Origin of the sequence: Paraburkholderia sp. BCC1885, from assembly GCF_900996235.1 — a bacterium.
Lineage (GTDB): Bacteria > Pseudomonadota > Gammaproteobacteria > Burkholderiales > Burkholderiaceae > Paraburkholderia.
On sequence record NZ_CAAJGM010000033.1, the window covers coordinates 153349 to 171387 of the forward strand.

The 18039-nt window shown below is 64.9% G+C and carries 18 protein-coding genes; 4 read left to right on the forward strand and 14 right to left on the reverse strand.

From position 1 onward, the window contains the following. Window positions 1-149 precede the first annotated feature (149 nt). The 4 genes from FQ755_RS02975 to FQ755_RS02985 form a co-directional block, all read right to left on the reverse strand. Complete coding sequence (locus FQ755_RS02975) at window positions 150-443, reverse strand: hypothetical protein (RefSeq protein ID WP_144150824.1); 294 nt, start codon at window positions 441-443, stop codon at window positions 150-152. A gap of 427 nt (window positions 444-870) precedes the next feature. Continuing rightward, window positions 871-1029, reverse strand: a complete 159-nt coding sequence (locus FQ755_RS37120) for a hypothetical protein (protein ID WP_186308401.1) — start codon at window positions 1027-1029, stop codon at window positions 871-873. 335 nt (window positions 1030-1364) lie between these two features. After that, entirely contained in the window at window positions 1365-2651 is a 1287-nt protein-coding gene (locus FQ755_RS02980; RefSeq protein ID WP_144150826.1) for a hypothetical protein, read from the reverse strand. A 120-nt stretch (window positions 2652-2771) separates the two neighbouring features. Next, entirely contained in the window at window positions 2772-3458 is a 687-nt protein-coding gene (locus FQ755_RS02985; protein ID WP_144150828.1) for an MgtC/SapB family protein, read from the reverse strand. A gap of 159 nt (window positions 3459-3617) precedes the next feature. On the opposite strand from FQ755_RS02985, the gene FQ755_RS02990 reads away from it, so the two are divergent. Next, window positions 3618-4715: an AGE family epimerase/isomerase gene (locus tag FQ755_RS02990; protein ID WP_144150830.1), complete on the forward strand. Its 1098-nt coding sequence runs from the start codon at window positions 3618-3620 to the stop codon at window positions 4713-4715. A gap of 14 nt (window positions 4716-4729) precedes the next feature. On the opposite strand, the gene FQ755_RS02995 is transcribed toward FQ755_RS02990, so the two are convergent. After that, complete coding sequence (locus tag FQ755_RS02995) at window positions 4730-6352, reverse strand: methyl-accepting chemotaxis protein (protein WP_144150832.1); 1623 nt, start codon at window positions 6350-6352, stop codon at window positions 4730-4732. 239 nt (window positions 6353-6591) lie between these two features. Here FQ755_RS02995 and FQ755_RS03000 point away from each other — a divergent pair, with 239 nt between their 5' ends. Then, window positions 6592-7026 (forward strand): PaaI family thioesterase, encoded by a 435-nt coding sequence (locus FQ755_RS03000; RefSeq protein WP_144150834.1) that lies wholly within the window; start codon window positions 6592-6594, stop codon window positions 7024-7026. Between the two features lie 162 nt (window positions 7027-7188). Here the strand turns inward: FQ755_RS03000 and FQ755_RS03005 are convergent, their stop codons facing one another. From FQ755_RS03005 to FQ755_RS03045, 9 genes are all read right to left on the reverse strand, one after another. After that, window positions 7189-8037, reverse strand: a complete 849-nt coding sequence (locus FQ755_RS03005) for an ureidoglycolate lyase (protein WP_144150836.1) — start codon at window positions 8035-8037, stop codon at window positions 7189-7191. 37 nt (window positions 8038-8074) lie between these two features. After that, entirely contained in the window at window positions 8075-8818 is a 744-nt protein-coding gene (locus FQ755_RS03010) for an SDR family oxidoreductase (protein ID WP_144150838.1), read from the reverse strand. 88 nt (window positions 8819-8906) lie between these two features. Further along, the gene (locus FQ755_RS03015; protein WP_144150840.1) at window positions 8907-9746 is read right to left on the reverse strand and encodes an amidohydrolase family protein; all 840 of its coding nucleotides are present in this window, start codon (window positions 9744-9746) and stop codon (window positions 8907-8909) included. Window positions 9747-9752: 6 nt separating this feature from the next. After that, on the reverse strand, window positions 9753-10793 hold the full coding sequence (locus FQ755_RS03020; protein ID WP_144150842.1) for an aldo/keto reductase: 1041 nt from the start codon (window positions 10791-10793) through the stop codon (window positions 9753-9755). 154 nt (window positions 10794-10947) lie between these two features. Next, window positions 10948-12270 carry a UxaA family hydrolase gene (locus FQ755_RS03025; protein WP_144150844.1) on the reverse strand — a complete coding sequence of 441 codons (1323 nt, stop codon included), beginning with the start codon at window positions 12268-12270 and terminating at the stop codon, window positions 10948-10950. A 28-nt stretch (window positions 12271-12298) separates the two neighbouring features. Further along, complete coding sequence (locus FQ755_RS03030) at window positions 12299-12622, reverse strand: UxaA family hydrolase (protein ID WP_144150846.1); 324 nt, start codon at window positions 12620-12622, stop codon at window positions 12299-12301. Window positions 12623-12647: 25 nt separating this feature from the next. Continuing rightward, a complete protein-coding gene (locus tag FQ755_RS03035) occupies window positions 12648-13691 on the reverse strand; it encodes an ABC transporter permease (protein ID WP_144150848.1) in 1044 nt (347 codons plus the stop codon). After that, entirely contained in the window at window positions 13681-15228 is a 1548-nt protein-coding gene (locus FQ755_RS03040) for a sugar ABC transporter ATP-binding protein (protein ID WP_144150850.1), read from the reverse strand. Before FQ755_RS03040 ends, FQ755_RS03035 begins: the two co-directional genes overlap by 11 nt. Window positions 15229-15236: 8 nt before the next feature. After that, window positions 15237-16286: a sugar ABC transporter substrate-binding protein gene (locus FQ755_RS03045; RefSeq protein WP_144150852.1), complete on the reverse strand. Its 1050-nt coding sequence runs from the start codon at window positions 16284-16286 to the stop codon at window positions 15237-15239. Between the two features lie 315 nt (window positions 16287-16601). Between FQ755_RS03045 and FQ755_RS03050 the strand changes: the two genes are divergently transcribed. Continuing rightward, window positions 16602-17399 carry an IclR family transcriptional regulator gene (locus FQ755_RS03050; protein ID WP_144150923.1) on the forward strand — a complete coding sequence of 266 codons (798 nt, stop codon included), beginning with the start codon at window positions 16602-16604 and terminating at the stop codon, window positions 17397-17399. 94 nt (window positions 17400-17493) lie between these two features. After that, complete coding sequence (locus tag FQ755_RS03055; RefSeq protein ID WP_144150854.1) at window positions 17494-18036, forward strand: hypothetical protein; 543 nt, start codon at window positions 17494-17496, stop codon at window positions 18034-18036. Window positions 18037-18039 lie beyond the last annotated feature (3 nt).

Genomic DNA, 18039 nt, shown 5'->3' on the forward strand with positions numbered 1-18039 from the left:
CGAACGGCCGGCAGGCGAGCGATTGGCACGCGGCGCCGCGCGGCAATCCGGGCGCCGCGCTCCAGCAGAACGCAACAAGGCCGGCTCCCCTCGCGGGAAACCGGCCTTAGTCAGTCTCACGGCGTAACCATTACGCCGCTACAACGCGATTAACCGTGGTCGTGATGGTCGTCGTGACGATGCGGATCCCGATCGTGCGGATGGTTACGCATCCAGTCGTCGTGCGCCCAATAGCGGTGGCCGTCCCAGTAACGATCGCCGTGCCAGCCGATGTCGATCTGCACGCCAACCGGCATCATCTGCGGCTGTTCGTAGGTCACAACCGGACCCGGCGCCGAAATGACCATGCGGTCCTGGGCGAAGGCGCTGCCTGCACCAAGCAGTGCGCCGCCAGCCAGCAGGGTTGCGAGAACCGAACGCGATGTCGTATTCCACGTTTTCATTTGGACCTCCCTTTCAAGTTTGATGTCGCCCGGACCGAAAGACGGAGACGTCTCTTCAGCCCCTGCGCTTGAGAACACTTTAGCGAGGCGGAATGCATAAAGACGTGAGCGCTTGTAAGAGGACGTTTCCAAATCGGGGTTGGATGGAAGCCGCGTCCGTAGGGAAAGCGCAAGCTCGATAGTGGCTTAACGAAGGGTTTCGGGCGGTATTGGTGAAACGGGACTGTCAGTCCCTGTTACATTCATTTCGAGGAGGAAATATTCCGCAATCGTCCGGGGCATTATTTCGCCGCGCGTTTGAGATGCCGAGCGACCCCGCTCCCCGTCCGTAAACGAACAAAAGCCACGGCGAGACCCGTGGCTCAAATAAAACTACCTGCGTCTGAACACGCAGCCGACGCGACCGAGCGCGCCGAGGCCAGGCGACTTAGTCGCTCAGCTTGACGCCGAACAACGTGGATTGCGCACGACGTTGACGATCTGCTTCGCGGCAGCGCGCTTCGTACGAGTAATCCGCGTCCAGCGGCAGATGAGGCGACGCAAAGAGGTCGCTGACCTTTTGGAACAATGCAAAGATAACGCTCATGGCGACTCCCGGTTGGTTTGGTGCTAGGGTTTTCCCTTAAGAAGAAGTATAGGGTTTTCCCTAGGCAAAAGCTAGTGCGATGCAACATTTTTTGGGTGTGGTCCCTTGTCGCATGGTTTTCGTGCATGTTGCGTTGCGTCATTACAACAAGAAAGCCGTCCAGAGGCGCTGCGGTGGGGTCGGCCGGTTTGGCCCTATCACTGTCCAGTTGACGGCAGGGCGCGTGTCATCGCACCGCGCCGGATCAACGGCGCGGCGGATCTACTGTCGGAACCAGGGGAAAATCGATGCGGGCGCGTCCGGCACGCTGACGCGTAGCCGGGCGGCGCGGCAGGTCAGCGAGTTGGCGCGGCTTTGGGCTTATGAGCGTGCGTCGGCTGGGCGCGCACTTTATGCCTACTGGCCGGTGCAGGCGTGGCAGTCGGCGCTGCCGCAGGCGTTCGCGGCGCCACGGCCGGCGTGGCAACGGCTGGAGGTGTCGCCGCAGCCGCGGCTGCGGCGAGATGCGCATCGAGCAAGCTCGTCATCGCCGCCTGCTGGTTCTGCATCAACTGTTCGATGCGATGCTGCTGCGCGGTCGTTTCCCGCGTCAGACGCATCAGCAGCCAGGTTTGCGTCACGCCGATGGCGACCGTCGCGAGCAGCGCGCCCACCACAATCGACAACATCCATTTCATCCGGCGCGAGTGGTCGGTCGCCGCGCGGCGTTGATCGGAGATCACGCCGTAAAGGGCGTCGACGGTATCGGCGAACGCCGTTGCGCGGGCCCGGTCGAGTTCGGGCGCGGTCGGTGGCGTGGGTGGCGTGGGTGGCGTGTCCTGAAAGGCCGGTGCGGTATTGGTCGCGGGCGAGGGGGCCGGTGCCGCGATCGCCTCGCCCGAAGCCACCGTCGAGGCAGCAGTCGAAGCCGCCGTCTCCCTGGCAGAAGAGCCCTCAGCAAGCCGCGCAGTCTCGACACCCGCCGCGTTATCCGCAACATCCGCCGCCAGCGCGCTCGCCGGCTCAACCGGCTGACGCCGTGCAGTCACGCTGCGCACGAGGCTCGCCGCGGCCATCGACGGCGAAACCAGCGTCGGGCCAACCGGCCTGGCAGTCTGCGAGCCCTCCGGCGCGGTCGTCGCCGGGGCATCCACCGTCTCGACCGCTGGCCCGCCGTTCGCGCCCATCAAATCAGAAAAGTCCGCATCCTTATCCACCACCACCTTCTGCGCCGGTTCGACCCGTTCAAAACCATCCAGCGGAACCGAGGCATAAGCCGGTTCGACTTTCTCACGCGGCGCGCGACGCGCTGCACGCGTATCGGACGAAGCGCCTGCGACGGCGTCAAGCGCCGCAGGCACGCCCACCGCCGCCAGCACCACGTCCGGCAACTCAAAGCCATGCAGCGTGCCCTGCCGGACGTCGATATTCATCGCCTCCAGCGTCGCGCGGGTCGGATCGTCAGGGAACAGATCGAGCGTGACGTCGTCGCGCGACGGGTCGCTCAGTTGGGCGAGGCGCTGCGCCGAGCGGGCGGCGCGTGCCAGTTTGTTTTCGGTCTCGGTGGAGACGGTGTTGGCGCGCCGCCTCGTCGAGCTGGCGCGGGTCGTTCGGGACTGCGTGGATGCTGCGGAATCTGCCATAGAGAAAGAAGCGGTCGTCGCCAGCCACCGGGCGCCATCAGCCGCTACAAAATGCCATCAGTATTTTTCGAGACCGCATTGTCTCATGGCCGTGCGCGCCCGCTAAAGCCAATCGCCTATTTAAGACGTCGAATCATCGTCGCGGAATTCCTTCACGCAGGGCAACTGACGCAAGCGGTCGCGAATCGCCGCGTATTCGGCGGTGGAAACGCGGTGCAGCGTGATCATCACCACGTCGTGTTCGGGCGCGTCGTCGCTCTGCTGCATCACGAACTGCTTGACCCGCGGACTTGCCGTGCCGAGCGCGTCATGCAGCGAATGGAACGTCAGCGAGCCGCGCTCGACCAGCAAGGTCATCTGCCGCCGCTGCTTGACCGTGATGAAACGCCGCTCGAGCGGCTTGATGCCCGCGAGGATGATCAGGATGATGATGGTCGCCGCAATCGACGCCGTGTACATGCCGCCGCCCACCGCCAGCCCGATGGCCGCCACCGACCACAGGCTCGCGGCGGTCGTGAGCCCGCGCACGATCTCGCCGCGCATCAGGATCGAGCCGGCGCCGAGAAAGCCGATCCCGGAGACCACCTGGGCGGCCATCCGCGACGGGTCGAGCACGACGTTCTGGGTGCCGAGGACATCGGCAAAGCCGAACGCCGATACGATCATGATGAGCGCCGAGCCGACGCACACCAGCATGTGCGTGCGCAGCCCCGCCGCCCACGACAGGCGCTCGCGCTCCACGCCGATGACGCTGCCGAGCGCGGCCGCCAATACCAGCCGCGAGACGAGTTCGAGATTCCCAAGCATGCCTGTTCCTCCTCATCAGAATTTTTGGTAGTGCAACGAAGCAGGCGACGGCGTGCCATCGCCGGCGCTTTGCTTTATGCTTGGTCGCTCGCCGCGCGCTTGCCCGCCACCCGCCGCCGCGCCGACTTTTTCAAGATCTTACCGAAGCCGATTCATAGCATGACCACACCTGTCTCCGCGATCCCCCTTGCCGCCGCGCTGCGCGACCATTTCGCCGGCGTCGTTCTGCCGATCTGGCGCGGACCGGGCTTCAACACCGCCCTGAAGCTGCCCTACGAGGCAGTCGGCGCCGAAAACCACCGTCCGCTGCCGGCTGAACGTTACCGCGCGATGGCCTGCGCGCGCCAGTTGTTCGTATTCGCCCAGGCGGGCGAGCTTGCCCACGCCCAGGTGCTGTTCGATGCGCTCGTGCACTACTTTCAGGACAAGCAACGCGGCGGATGGTTCTTTAGCGTCGACGCAAAAGGCGCGCCGCTCGATACCACGAAGGATCTCTACACCCACGCGTTCCTCGTCTTCGCGTGTGCGGAATATGCCACGCGCTCGGGCAATCCCGACGCGCTCGCGATGGTTAGCAGCACGTCCCAATTGATCGAAGACCGCTTTGCAGCACCGCACGGCCTCTTCAATGCGGCCCTCGACGCGGATTTCTCCACGGTAGCCGGCACGCCGGTGCAGAACCCCCTGATGCACCTCACCGAGGCCTGGCTCGCCGCCCGTGCCGCCACCCAGGATAGCGCGTTCGATAACGCTCTGCGCCAGTTGGCCGAGGCGATCGAGCGCACTTTCGTGCATGCGCCGACCGGCTGCGTCGCGGAACTGCCGCTGGGCGCGCACGACAACCGTCTTGAGCCGGGTCATCAGTTCGAATGGTTCTGGCTGGTCAGGCAGGCGGGCGCGCTGCTGGACGGCACAGGGCTCGACGAAGCGCTTACGCGCGCCTTCGATTTCGCGCAGCAGTTCGGCGTGGATGGGGTAACGGGCGGGGTGTGTGCATCATTGGACGAAGCCGGCCGCGTCAAGGACGCGACCCAGCGCATCTGGGCGCAAAGCGAATATCTGCGCGCCCTCGCCACGCGCGACGACGCCGCCGCGCGCGCGGTGCTGCCGCAGCAGATCGAGCGCTTCAGGCGGCGCTTTCTGCACGCGCAGGGGTGGTACGAGTGCAAGACTGCGGCGGGCGAAGTGTCGCGCGCCGATATGCCGTCCACCACGCCTTACCATCTCGCCACCGCTTACGCGGCGTTGCCGGTCTAGCTGGCCTGGCCCGCTTAGGCCGCCGTCGGCACGCCCAACGAAAACTCCTGTTCCTGTGGGTGCAAGGCGCCGAACTGCTGCGTCCTGAACACCACATCGGAAATCTCGAACACCGACACGGCCGCCTTCAACTGCTGGGTCTGCTGATGCAATGAGGCCGCAGCCGCCGCGGCTTCTTCGACGAGCGCCGCATTCTGCTGCGTCATCTCGTCCATCTGCACCACCGCCTGGTTGACCTGTTCGATGCCCGTGCTCTGTTCGAGCGAGGACGCGCTGATGTCCGTCATCATCTGCGTGACGCGTGAAATCGACGCAGACACGTTGCGCATGGCCTCGCCGGCATGTTCGACCAGCGCGGAGCCGCCCTTGATCTCCGCCACCGATTCGCTGATCAGCGTCTTGATTTCCTTGGCCGACTGCGCGCTGCGCTGCGCGAGCCCGCGCACTTCGCCCGCCACCACCGCAAAGCCACGCCCCTGCTCGCCCGCGCGCGCTGCTTCGACGGCCGCGTTCAGGGCGAGGATGTTGGTCTGGAAAGCAATGCCGTCGATCACCGAGATGATTTCCGCGATCTTGTCCGAGCTTTGCGCGATCCCGTACATTTTCTCGACCACCTGGTTGACAACGTCGCTGCCGCGCGAGGTTGCGTCGAGCGCGGTCTGCGCCAGCGCGTTCGCTTCGCGGGCGTGATCGGCGTTCTGGCGCACGGTCGCGGTCAGCTCTTCCATGCTCGAGGCGGTTTCTTCCAGCGAGGCGGCCTGGTTCTCGGTCCGCGCGGAAAGATCCGCGTTGCCCGTGGCGATTTCGTCGGCGCCAAGGTGAATCGAATCCGCCGATTCGCGTACCGTTTTCACTGTACGCGCCACGCTCGCCTGCATGCGCGCGAGGCCCGAAAACAGCCGGCCGATTTCGTTGGTGCCGCGCGCCGCGATCGGCTGATCGAGCCGGCCTTGCGCGATGCGGTCGAAGTGACGGCCCGCCTCTTCGAGCGGCGCCACCACGCCACGCCTGAGCCCGATGTACACCGCCGCCGTGCCCGCCAGCAGCAGTAATACGATCGCGATACCTACCGTGCGGAACAGCGCGAGACGGCTGTCGATCGATTCGAGCGACGCACGGCCCGCGGCGTCGCCGAACTGCACGAAGTTGTGCAACTCGGCGAGGTAAGCGTCCTGGAACGACTGGGTCGGCTGATCGAGGAAAGCCTGGATATTGCCCGCGTCCAGGTCCTGCGTCAGTTCGACCAGCGCCGCATGAAATTTCTGATAGCGCTCGGCCAGCGCGGCTGCGCGGGCGCTGTTTTCGTCGCTGGTTTTGGGAGCGTTGGAGAACGCCGCAAAGGATTGATCCGCCGCGGCCAGTTGATCGCGGGCGTGCTGGACGATCTCGGCCGGTTCGGGGCTGCCCTTCACCATCCGCGTGCTGGCGCGCGACAAATTGATACGCGCGTCCATCAGGTCCTGGGTAGTCTGGTTGACCGCATCGACCTGCCGCAGCGCCACGTTAGACAGATCGTCGACGTCGTCATGAGTACGCGTGAGCGACCAGAACCCCAAACCCCCGGTCACCAGTTGCAACACACAAAAAGCGGCCAGAACACACAACAGGCCGGATGCGACCTTGATCTTGCTAAACATCTTGAACACCTACAAAGAGAGACGGGAGCTACGGGTGTGTTTACGGCGAGACGGGCGATTCCTTGAGAAACCAACCTGAAAATCTGTCTTACCTACGCTTTCTTCGCGCATTTGCTCAATTGATGCCGCTTTCCGCAACAATATAAATGGCACTTTTGCGATTCACCTTGACGCGGCGCGTGAGCGCTTCCTAGAGTGGGTAGGGACGCCACCACGGGCATCGCCCCGAAGGACTCAAAATGACCGATCTACTGGACCGGGCGCGCGGCGCGCTCCATGCCCAGCCGTTCAGCATGCTGCTTGGCGCCCAACTGATGCAGGCGAGCGCCACCGAGTTGACTCTCTGCCTGCCGATTCGCGACGAGTTGCGGCAACAGCACGGCTTCGTCCACGGGGGAGTGATCAGTTATCTGGCCGACAATGCGCTCACCTTCGCCGGGGCGCTGGCACTCGGGCCGCGGGTCGTCACCGGCGAATTCAAGATCAACTATCTGCGGCCCGCCATGAACGGCACGCTGGTCGCGCGGGCCCAGGTCGTCTATGCCGGACGCACCCAGGCGACCTGTCAGTGCAATATCTTCGTGATGGATGACGACCGCGAACGGCTCGTCGCCGTCGCGCAAGGGACAATCAACCGGATCGGTGAAGCCGGCGAAAGCGCACCGGCGAGTTGACGGGCCACCGCGTGACGTGACGTCGTCAATGAAGCCGCTTTATGCGGCTGTGATGCCCACGAAAAAAGGCCGTTCCCGATTGAGCGGAAACGGCCTTCTGTTCCTTCTGCTAAACCTCACGCCAACAGCATCATGGATGACGCCGCCGGCCACCGCGCAACGTCACTCCGCCGCGACAGTCTTCTGTTGTTGCTCGCCCAGGCCTTCGATGCCGAGGCGCACGGTTTGCCCCGCCTTCAGGTAGATCGCGTTCGGCTTCACGCCCATACCGACGCCCGGCGGCGTGCCGGTCGAAATCACGTCGCCCGGTTGCAGGCTCATGCAGGCCGAGAGATACGCCACCAGTTTGGCGACGCCGAACACCATCGTTTTGGTCGAGCCGTTCTGATAGCGATGGCCGTCCACTTCGAGCCACAGGTTCAGGTTTTGCGGATCGGCCACTTCGTCGCGCGTCACGATCCACGGACCGATCGGGCCGAAGGTGTCGAAGCCCTTACCCTTGTCCCACGTGCCACCGCGTTCGATCTGCCATTCGCGTTCGGAGACGTCGTTGATCACGCAATAGCCGGCGACGTAATCGAGCGCGTTGGCTTCGTCGATGTACTTGGCCGGCTTGCCGATCACCACGCCGAGTTCGACTTCCCAATCGGTCTTCTTCGAGCCGCGCGGGATTTCGATGTTGTCGTTCGGGCCGCTGATCGCGCTATTCCACTTGTTGAACACCACCGGCTCGGTCGGCACGGGCAGGTTCGATTCCGCCGCGTGGTCGGCGTAGTTCAGGCCGATGCAAATGAACTTGCCGATCTTGCCGACGCACGGTCCGAGGCGCGGATTGCCCTCGACCACCGGCAGCGACGCCGGATCGAGCGCACGCAGTTTGGCGAGGCCGGCATCGGTCAGCGCGGCGCCATCGATATCGCCCACGACGCCCGACAGATCGCGAATCTTGCCTTGCGCGTCGAGCAGGCCCGGCTTTTCCTGACCTTTCGGTCCATAACGAAGCAGTTTCATCGTTGCACTTCCCTCTATTCAGAGTGTCCAGTGGAAATTAGTTCGACCAGCCGCCGTCGATCACATGCGCGTGGCCGGTGGTAAACCCCGACTCGTCCGAGGCCAGATACAGCGCCAATGCCGCGATCTCTTCGGGCTTGCCGATGCGGCCCATCGGCTGGCGGGCGACGAAGGCCGCCTGCACCGCGTCGACGCTCGCCCCTTGCGCCTGGGCCTGCGACGCGATCCGCTGTTCGAGCGACGGCGAAGACACCGTGCCCGGGCAGATCGCATTACAGCGTACACCACGCGTGACGAAGTCTGCAGCGACGGACTTCGTCAGGCCGATCACCGCGGCCTTCGACGCTCCGTACACGAAGCGGTTCGGCACGCCCTTCACGCTCGAGGCCGCCGACGACATATTGATGATCGAGCCGCCGCCCTTCTCCAGCATGGCAGGCAGAAATGCGCGGATCGTCCGGTACATCGCCTTCGCGTTCAGGTCGAAGGCGAAGTCCCAATCTTCTTCCGTCGCTTCGAGGATCGAACCGGCGTGCACATAGCCCGCGCAGTTGAACAGCACGTCGATCGCACCGATTTCGGCGGCGAGCGCGTCGATCGCGGCGGCGTCGCGCACGTCGAGCTTGCGTGCCTCAACCGGCTTGCCGGCGAGCGAATCGATCTTGATGTCGGTCGCGATCACGCGCGCGCCTTCGCGCGCGAACAGTTCCGCGGTCGCGAGGCCGATGCCTTGTCCGGCGGCGGTAATCAGGGCGGTCTTGCCGGCCAGTCTTTGTGTCATCTACGGCTCCAGTTCGTCCAGGTCAATTGGGAAAGGCGCCCAGCTCGGGTTGCCCACTCAGGTCACAAATTCAGCTCACGGATTCAGTTCACAGACGATAGAAAGCGGCGGCGTTCGCACCGAACACGGCCTCGCGCTGCGCGTCGGATAACCCGGCGAGCAAGCTGTTGGCCACCGAGTGCCACAGCAGGTAATCGCCGTTCAGATTGAGCACCGGCCAATCGCTGCCCCACATCAGGCGCGCGGGGCCGAACGACTGCAGCAGATGGTCGACGTATGGCTGCAGCGTCGCCTCGGTCCAGCCGGACGCGGCTTCCGTCGCCAGACCCGAGAGCTTGCAATGCACATGCGGCAGCTTTGCCAGACGCGTGATGCCGTCGGCCCAGCTTTGCCAGCCGCCGCGGCCGACATTACCGGCGCGGATCGGCGGCTTGGCGCCGTGGTCGATCACAATGCGCAGCGTCGGAAAGCGTTTGGCGAAGGTTTCGAAGGGCGCGACGTGGCGCGTGAAAATCAGCGCGTCGAAGGCGAGGTCGTGCTCGATGAGCGCTTCGACGGCGGGCGCGAGATCGGGATTGGCGATCCAGTCGTCGTCGGGGAGGTCCTGCAGCATCGGGCGAATGCCCTTGAATTGCGGATGGCGCGCCAGTTCGGCGAGCAAGGCGGGGGCGTCGCGCAGCAGCATCGGCACCCAGCCCACCACGCCCGCAATCGATGCATCGCCTCGCGCGAGGTCCAGCAGATAGCGGGTTTCCTCGACTGTCGGCGCCGCCTGCACCGCCACCGTCCGCTGCACGCCGGCCCGCTCGCGCAGCGGCGCGAGGTCGGCAGGCTCGAAGGTCCGGTATAGCTGGGTCAGCTCGGGAGTCAGCCAGCCGTAATCGCCGCGAGCCGGGTTCCAGAAATGCTGGTGCGCATCGATCTGCATGGTCCGTCAGTCCTTCGGCACCGGCGCTCTCGAATCCAGTAAACCTTCGTCGCGCAATGCCGTCCACAACGCCGCGGGAATCGGACGTTCGAACGAGGCGACGTTCTCGCGCAATTCGGCAACACTGCGCGCGCCGGTCAGCACCGTTGCGACGGCCGGGTGAGCATACGGAAACTGCAACGCGGCGGCCGCCAGCGGCACGTCGTGCGCGCGGCATACCGCCTCGAGACGGGCCACCCGGTCGATCACCTCTTGCGGCGCGGCGGCATAGTTGAACTTCAGTTCGCCCTGCACGCCGCGCGCGAGGATGCCCGAGTTGAACGCGCCGCCCAGCAGGATGCCGACGCCGCGCGCTTCGCACGCGGGCAGCAGATCATTGAGCGTGGCCTGCTCCAGCAGTGTATAACGGCCCGCCAGAAGGGCGCAGTCGATGTCGAAATCGGCCATCGCTTCGAGGATCGCCGCGCCCTCGTTGACACCCAGACCGACGGCCTTGACCACGCCCGCCGAGCGCAATTCGTCGAGCGCGCGAAAGCCGCCGCCATCCGTCAGTTGCTGCCAGTAATGCGAGTTTTTTTCGCCATGCGTGACGCGGCCAATATCGTGGATCAGCAGAATGTCGATCTCGACGATGCCGAGGCGCTGCTGGCTGTCCTCGAAGGATCGCAGGATGCTGTCGTGGGTGTAGTCGTAGATCGCCTGAAACGGCAGCGGATCCTGCCAGCCTTCGCTGCCGTCGTAAGGCGTGGTACGCGGCACGAAGCGGCGTCCTACCTTGGTCGACAGCCCGTATTGGTCGCGTGGATAGCGGCGCAGCGCATCGCCCAGGCGGTGTTCGGCCTTGGTGTGGCCGTAGTGCGGGGCGGTGTCGAAAAAGCGCACGCCGGCGTCCCAGGCAGCGGCGACGGTCGCTTGCGCCTCTTCTTCGGACAGATCGCTGTAGAGGCCGCCGAGCGGCGCCGTGCCGAGCCCGAGCCCTGTCACCTTGAGGCCGCGCCGGCCGATGGTGCGCAGCTGGCTTACCTTCGAATTGACCGTCTGTGTCATGCCTGCGTCTCCAATATTTTATGTGGCGCGGCCCGCCTGCGGCTCGCGTTCGGCCCGCCTTATTGAGCCGGCTGCGTCTGCGTCTGCGCCACCGTGGCCTTGGGCGGTCTCGCGCCGCTCATGATGATCGGGCCGCCTGACCTCATTGCCTCGATCAATGCGAAGCGAGTTCGACCACCCGGTGCGTCGGCGCCGCGCTCGACGGCAGGCACGACGGCCCCACCGGTTCGAAGCTCTTATACGTAAGGATAAACTCCTGGTGCCCGAGCGTCTCCGACTTCGACGCGGCGCCTTGCGCCACCGCCAGCGTCTGCTCGAACACTTCGCGGCCCACTTCTTCCAGTGTGCCGCGCCCTTCCAGAATCCGGCCGGCGTCGACATCCATGTCGCCGGCGAGATTGCGATAGGTGGCCGGATTCGCGCACACCTTGATGACTGGTGAAATGGCCGACCCCACCACCGAACCACGCCCCGTCGTGAACAGGATGACATGCGCGCCGCACGCGATCAGCTCGCCGATCTCGGCGTTGTCGCTGATGTTCGGAAAGCCGAAGCGCGGCTCGCCATCCGGCACGACGTCCAGCAGATAGAGGCCGCCGGTCGGCGGCACGTCGCCCGGTTTGACGATGCCGACAATCGGCGACGCCCCGCTCTTCGCATACGCGCCGAGCGACTTTTCTTCCTGAGTGGTCAGGCCACCGTCCGCGTTGCCCACCGCGAAACTGCCGTGGCCGAGAATCGAGTAATAGCGCGCCGCCTTGGCCACGCAGGCGACGATCTCGTCGCCCAGCTCCGGCCGCGCCGCGCGCGTCTTCATATGAAACTCGCAGCCGACCAGCTCGCCCGTTTCTTCGAAGATGCAGGTCGCGCCCGCGTCGATCAGATGATCGAACGCGCGGCCCACCGCCGGATTCGCCGTGATGCCGCTGGTGCCGTCCGAGCCGCCGCAGATCGTGCCGATCACCAGTTCGTCGAGGCCCATCGGCACGCGTTCCTGCGCGGCCAGCTGTTTGCGCGCATCGCGCACCCAGTCCACGCCGTACTGGATCGTGCTGCGCGTGCCGCCTTTTTCCTGGATCGTCAGGACTTCGACAGGCCGGCCGGTGGCCCGCACGACATCGACAAGGTAATGCTTGTTCATGCTCTCGCAGCCGAGCGACACGAACAGCACCGCGCCCACATTCGGGTGCGTCGTCAGCTGTTTGAGCATCTTCTCCGCGTAGCTGTTCGGGTAGCAGCCGGGAAAACCGATCAGATGCACAGCCGGATCGCGCTGCGCGTTCGGGTCGTCGAAGGCGTCGAGCGGCTCGCGAAACTGCGTGACGATCTCGCGCGCGACGTGATGCGCGCACTCCACCAGGTAGGCCACCGCGACCACATTGCGGATGCCCTTGCGGCCGTCGCTGCGCAAATAGCCTTGCAGCGTGGGCCGGGCGCCGGCGGATGAGGAGATCGTTGCTGCGGAAGTGTCAGTCATGAGCGTTCCAGCGCGGTATCACACCGCGTCAATGATGCACGAATTCGTGGCCCGCATCGTGGGTATACGTGGGCAGGTAATCGCTTTCGAGGTTGTGGGTGTGCAGATGCTCGCCGCGCGCGACGGCTTCGGTCACGTGGCCGATTACCGCGCCGTAGCGCAGTACCTTGTCGTCCTTGGACAGCGCGCCGCGCGCCACCTTGTGGCCAAGGTCGATTGCCTTGCCAAGCGTGACGCGCTCGCCTTCGATCTCGACCTCGGTGCCGGCTTCGAGCCGCGCCCCCGCGATCAGGCAGTTGTCCTGCGGACTGAGCAGGATCAGGCGGGCGTCGGTATGCAATGGGCTGCTCAAAATAGGTCTCCGTGAAGCGCGCGGGTCAATTCTGGCCTTCGCCGCTGGCGAGCCGCGCCACCATCAGCGAGCCGAGGATGATTGCGCCGTAGATCGCCTGAATCCAGAACGACGGCACCTGGGCGAGCGTCAACAGATTCTGCACCACGCCGAGCAACAATACGCCGGACAGGGCGCCGAGCATCGTGCCCTTGCCGCCGTCGAGGGAAATACCGCCGATCACCGCCGCGGCGAACACCGTGAAAATCATGCCATTGCCCTGATTGGCGTTGATCGCGCCCACGTAGCCGGTGACGATCAGGCCGCCGATCGACGCCAGCACGCTGCCAAGCACGAACACGCCCCATGTAATGCGCTCGACGCGAATCCCCGCGGCGCGCGCCGCTTCCGGATTGCCGCCGATGGCGTACAGCGCCCGTCCGATCCGATGGTAGCGCAGCACAAAAGCGGCCACCGCGAACGCCACCGCCGCGAGCCATACCGACAACGGCAGCCCAAGCACAATCGTAGTTGCCAGCGTGAAAAACGACGGCGGCATATCGAACAGCGTGCCGCCCTTGGTGGCGCCCACCAGCATGCCGCGCAATACGATCAGCATGGCCAGCGTGACGATGAACGCATTCAGCCGCAGGCGCACCACCAGAAAGCCGTTGATGAAACCGATCAGCGCGCCGACTAGCAGAATCGCCAGCAAGCCCGCCGCGGCCGGCCATTGCCAGCCGAAACCAGCGGACGCGGCCGGCATCACCAGCATGGCGCCGACCGCCGGTGCAATCCCCACCGTGGATTCGAGCGACAGATCGAACTTGCCGGTCAGCACGATCAGCGATTCGGCCAGCACCACCAGCGCGAGCGCCGCGGACGCACCGAGCACGCTGATCAGATTGGCCCTGGTGAGAAAGCTCGGACTGACGAATGCGCCAATCACGATCAACAGGGCCAGCGCCGGCACCAGCGCGAGGTCGCGCAACCGCGCGAATTCGATCCGCGCGCGGCGCTTCGGCGCGGCTTGCGCGCCCGCCTGTCCTTGAGCCGCGCCGAATGCAGGGCTTGGCACACTATTCTTCATGGAGACTGACTCCTTCAACGGATGCGATCAGGTCGTGGTCCTGCCAACCCGCGGGAAATTCGGCCGCGACGCGGCCACGGAACATGACCAGCACACGGTCACAGGTGCGCAGGTCGTCCAGTTCACCGGACACCACCAGCACCGCTTTACCTTCTTCGCGCACGCGGTCCACCACGGACAGCAGCGCCTCTTTCGATTTGACGTCGACGCCCGCTGTCGGGTCGATCAGGACCAGCACGTCCGGATCGGTCGCGAGTGCGCGCGCCATCACCACTTTTTGCTGATTGCCGCCGGACAGGCCCGAGACGACGTGCTCCGGCCCTGGCGTGACGATGCCGAGCGCCTCGATCATCTTCTGGCCGAAGGCGTTTTTCTTCGCCGGCGGCGTCAGGCCGAACTTGCCGAGCAGACGCGTGATCGTCATGGAAGCGTTTTCCGCCACCGATTGCGTCAGCACGAGCCCCTCGTGATGGCGGTCTTTCGGCACGCAACCGATACCGGCTGCCAGCGCCGCCGGCACGTCGCCCGGCGGCAACACCTTGCCGGCCACGCGGATCTCGCCGCGCTGCGGCGAGCGCAAACCGGCGATGGCTTCCGCCACGCTGGTGCGACCGCTGCTCGTCGCGCCGGTCAGGCCGATCACTTCGCCGCGCCTGACCGTAAACGACACGTCTTCGTAATCCAGGCCGCCGAGGCGGGCTACGTCCAGCGCCACTTTCGTATCCGCCGGCAGCGGCGCGCGGGCGGCCGCATCGGCGACGGCGAGGCCGCCGCGCTCGCCGGTCATGGCTTCGATCAACTGCTCGCGCGGCAGCGCGGACACCGGCGCGCTGATGATATGCCGCGCATCGCGCAACACCGTCACAGCCTGGCAGATCTCGTACACCTCCTGCAGATGATGCGAGATAAACAGAAACGTCACGCCTTCGCGCTGCAACTCGGTGATGCGGCGAAACAGGCGCTTGATTTCGTCGCCGTCGAGTTGCGCGGTGGGTTCGTCGAGGATGATGAAGCGCGCGCCATACGAGAGCGCCCGCGCAATCTCCACCAGTTGACGCGCTTCGACGCTCAGGTCGCCGGCGCGCGCGTCTTCGCGCACGTCGATCTTCCAGTGGTCGAGCAGTTCACGCGCGTCGCGGCGCATGGCCTGCCAGTCGATCATGCCGCGCCGCTCAGGCTGTCGGTTGATGAACAGATTCTCCGCGACGCTCAGGTCGCGGATGATCGTCGAGTGCTGATAGACGCAGGCGACGCGTTCGCGCCACGCGTCACGGTCGGCGAGCGACGGCGCACTTGCGCCGCCAAAGCGCACCTCGCCGGTATCCGGCTTGCGCAGGCCGGTGAGAATCGACACCAGCGTCGATTTCCCGGCTCCGTTACGCCCGACGAGTGCATGCGACTCGCCCGGCATCACGCGGATGCTCACGTCGTTCAGCGCGGCGTAGGATCCGAAGCGCTTGGTAACAGCCAGCGCTTCGACCATCGCCTGATCCGACGCGGCCGCCGCGACGCCAGGCGTGTGCATGGACTCGCTCATTTGGCCGCTCATTTAACGGTATTGCCCCACAGGTTCTTGTCGTCGACATTCGCCTTCGTCACGAGCGGCGCCGGCAACTGGTCCTCCAGCATGCCCGGCGCGATCTGGATGATCGTGCTGCCGTGATCCGTCGGACCCGGCTTGAAGGTCTGTCCGGCGAGCGCGGCCTTGATGTAGTAAAGGCCGTACTTGGCATACAGGTCGGCCGGTTGCGAAACGGTGGCGTCGATCTCGCCCTTGCGGATCGCGTCGAACTCTTGCGGAATGCCGTCGTTGCTGACGATCACCACGTGCTTCGCGTCGCCCAGCGGATACAGCATCTGCTTGCGGCGCAGCGTCTGCAGGGTCGGCGACAGATAGACCCCGCCTGCCTGCATGTAGATCGCCTTCACGTCGGGATTGGCGGTCAGCAGGCTGTCGAGCGCGGTGGCCGCGACGTCGCCCTTCCAGCCAGCCGGAATTTCCAGCAGCGACAGCGACGGATAGTGCTTCAGGCAGGAGCGGAACGCTTCCGACCGGTCGCGCCCGTTCACCGACGCCAGGTCGCCCTCGATCTGCACCACCTTGCCGGACTTCACGTGCTCGCCGATGTACTTGCAGGCCATCTCGCCATACGCGTGATTGTCGGCGCGGACCACCATCGCGACCTTGCCTTGGGTCGGCGCGACGTCCACCGCCACCACCGGCACGTTCTTCGCGGAAGCGGCGTCGAGCGCGCGGCTGATCGCAGCCGAGTCCAGCGGACCCACCACGATGCCCTTGGCGCCCAGATTCAGGATGTTGTTCATGTCGGTGATCTGCTGGGCAGGGTCACCGTTGGAATTCACCGGCGCGAGGATGTCGAGACCGCTTTGCTTCGCATAGACGGGCAGGTAGTTGTTGTACGACTGCCAGAACGGCGAGGTCAGGAGCGGCAGATCGAGGCCGATCTTGCCGGAATCCGCGGCGCGCGCCGCGCCGCTCGTCACGAGGCCGGCCACGCAGGCGGCGGCTACCCCAATTGAGAAAGCGCTGCGGATAAAGCGTTGGGCCGAGCGCGGCCCTTTAACGAATGTCATGTCGTGTCTCCTGTGTGGGTCGGAATGGCGCGTTGGCGTCTGTTCCAATCCACGCGTTATTGAACTGGCTCCGCCGTTCCATCTGACGGTCGGCGTATCGTCCCTGCGCGTTTTTCGTTCTTATCGACATTGGCGAGCATCAGTTCACCAATGAACGTATTATTCATATATGCATCATTCGAAGTCAAGGAAAGTCCGGCCTGGCGGGTGTCCGTACTTTCCCTGGCCAGCTTCGTCAATTGCGCTCTACACTCACGCGCCAGATGACAATGAGAGCTGCACAGCTATGCACGGCACCGGAGTAACCCACTCATGATGGATGCGGAAGAAAGAGACGACGCCGACCGTTACCGGGCGCCCGCGCTGGACAAGGGCCTCGACATTCTTGAACTGCTCGCCGAGCAGAAAGACGGGCTGACGCGCGCCGAGATCACCAAGCTGCTGGGACGCAATGCGAGCGAGATGTACCGGATGCTCGAGCGGCTGGTCGCCCGTCAATATGTGGTGCGTTCGGCGGCGGGCGACCGTTATTCGCTGAGCCTGAAGCTGTATGCGCTCGCGCATCGGCATCCGCCGATGAACCGGTTGATCTACGAAGCGTTGCCGTTGATGCAGCGGTTTTCGGACCGCGCGGAACAGTCGTGCCACCTGGTGGTGTACGACCGCGGCAATCTGCTGGTAATTGCCCAGGTCGACGGTCCGGGCACGTGGGGGATGTCGGTGCGGCTCGGTTCGCGGGTCGGGCTGATCGATACCGGCTCCGGCCGCGTCATGCTCGCGTTCCAGACCGCCGAGCAGCGCGCGCACATGCTCGCGGAACACACCACGGTGAAAGGGGAAGTGACGATCGACCGCGAGGCGCTCGATGCAACCTGTGAGCGAATCCGCACGGCAGGGTTCTCGCAGAAAGACAGCCAGCAGATCTTCGGCGTCACCGACGTGACCTTCCCCATCCTCGGGCCGTCAGGGCAGGCGATTGCCGTGATGACCTGTCCGTACCTGCGGCGCATCGACGAGTACGCCGCGCCGGAACTCGACGCGGCAACCGCCATGCTGCGTGAAACGGTAGAGGCGCTGTCGATGTTCCGCGAGGAAGCGGGCTCAGCGAACTAGCGGGCGGCATGATCGAAGCCCGCATGGTTTAGAATGGCGACCCTTTCAAAAATGTCGCCGCGCGGACCCGACCCGCGCGCGCTATCGATACCTCATGGCGAAACTTCTGACCGATTCCGAATTCCAGCGTTTTTCCGAACTCCAGCAGAAGCAGGCGAGCTTCACGATCACCAGCGAAGAAGCCGACGAACTGCGCGACATCGTGGCCCGCGCGCAGCAAAAGCGCGACGATCGCGCCGCGGCCATGCAGGCGATGGAAGCCTACATTCAGCAATTCGACATTAGCCCGGACGAGCTGTTTTCGCCGGAGCAGATCGGCGAAGCCGCGCGCACTTATGGCCTGATTCCGGCCGCGAAGAAAGAGCGCGTGCTGCCGCCCTCGTTCACTTACAACGGCAAGCCGTATCAGTGGACCCGCACGCTGCCCGACGACATCCGCGTGCCGCTGTTCGAAGCGTTCAACGCGGGGCAATCGGTGAAGGATTTCATTGCGACGCCGAAGGACGCGGCTCGCTGCGCGGCCACGATTGCCCGCCTCGAACGCGAAACGGGTGCCGTGTACGCGCAGGCGTGGCTCGAAGAGTTGTCGGTGTCGCGCAGCCAGGTGGACGAGGCAGCGGCCAAGCTGCCGGCTTGAGTC

Excerpts from the sequence above, each read along its gene's own strand:
- FQ755_RS37120 (WP_186308401.1), bottom strand. The coding sequence starts at position 1,029 with ATGAGCGTTATCTTTGCATTGTTCCAAAAGGTCAGCGACCTCTTTGCG.
- FQ755_RS02990 (WP_144150830.1), top strand. The coding sequence starts at position 3,618 with ATGACCACACCTGTCTCCGCGATCCCCCTTGCCGCCGCGCTGCGCGAC.
- FQ755_RS02975 (WP_144150824.1), bottom strand. The coding sequence starts at position 443 with ATGAAAACGTGGAATACGACATCGCGTTCGGTTCTCGCAACCCTGCTG.
- FQ755_RS03035 (WP_144150848.1), bottom strand. The coding sequence starts at position 13,691 with ATGAAGAATAGTGTGCCAAGCCCTGCATTCGGCGCGGCTCAAGGACAG.
- FQ755_RS03010 (WP_144150838.1), bottom strand. The coding sequence starts at position 8,818 with ATGACACAAAGACTGGCCGGCAAGACCGCCCTGATTACCGCCGCCGGA.
- FQ755_RS02995 (WP_144150832.1), bottom strand. The coding sequence starts at position 6,352 with ATGTTTAGCAAGATCAAGGTCGCATCCGGCCTGTTGTGTGTTCTGGCC.
- FQ755_RS03050 (WP_144150923.1), top strand. The coding sequence starts at position 16,602 with ATGGATGCGGAAGAAAGAGACGACGCCGACCGTTACCGGGCGCCCGCG.
- FQ755_RS03000 (WP_144150834.1), top strand. The coding sequence starts at position 6,592 with ATGACCGATCTACTGGACCGGGCGCGCGGCGCGCTCCATGCCCAGCCG.
- FQ755_RS03055 (WP_144150854.1), top strand. The coding sequence starts at position 17,494 with ATGGCGAAACTTCTGACCGATTCCGAATTCCAGCGTTTTTCCGAACTC.
- FQ755_RS03005 (WP_144150836.1), bottom strand. The coding sequence starts at position 8,037 with ATGAAACTGCTTCGTTATGGACCGAAAGGTCAGGAAAAGCCGGGCCTG.
- FQ755_RS03020 (WP_144150842.1), bottom strand. The coding sequence starts at position 10,793 with ATGACACAGACGGTCAATTCGAAGGTAAGCCAGCTGCGCACCATCGGC.
- FQ755_RS03025 (WP_144150844.1), bottom strand. The coding sequence starts at position 12,270 with ATGACTGACACTTCCGCAGCAACGATCTCCTCATCCGCCGGCGCCCGG.
- FQ755_RS03045 (WP_144150852.1), bottom strand. The coding sequence starts at position 16,286 with ATGACATTCGTTAAAGGGCCGCGCTCGGCCCAACGCTTTATCCGCAGC.
- FQ755_RS03040 (WP_144150850.1), bottom strand. The coding sequence starts at position 15,228 with ATGAGCGAGTCCATGCACACGCCTGGCGTCGCGGCGGCCGCGTCGGAT.
- FQ755_RS03015 (WP_144150840.1), bottom strand. The coding sequence starts at position 9,746 with ATGCAGATCGATGCGCACCAGCATTTCTGGAACCCGGCTCGCGGCGAT.
- FQ755_RS02985 (WP_144150828.1), bottom strand. The coding sequence starts at position 3,458 with ATGCTTGGGAATCTCGAACTCGTCTCGCGGCTGGTATTGGCGGCCGCG.
- FQ755_RS02980 (WP_144150826.1), bottom strand. The coding sequence starts at position 2,651 with ATGGCAGATTCCGCAGCATCCACGCAGTCCCGAACGACCCGCGCCAGC.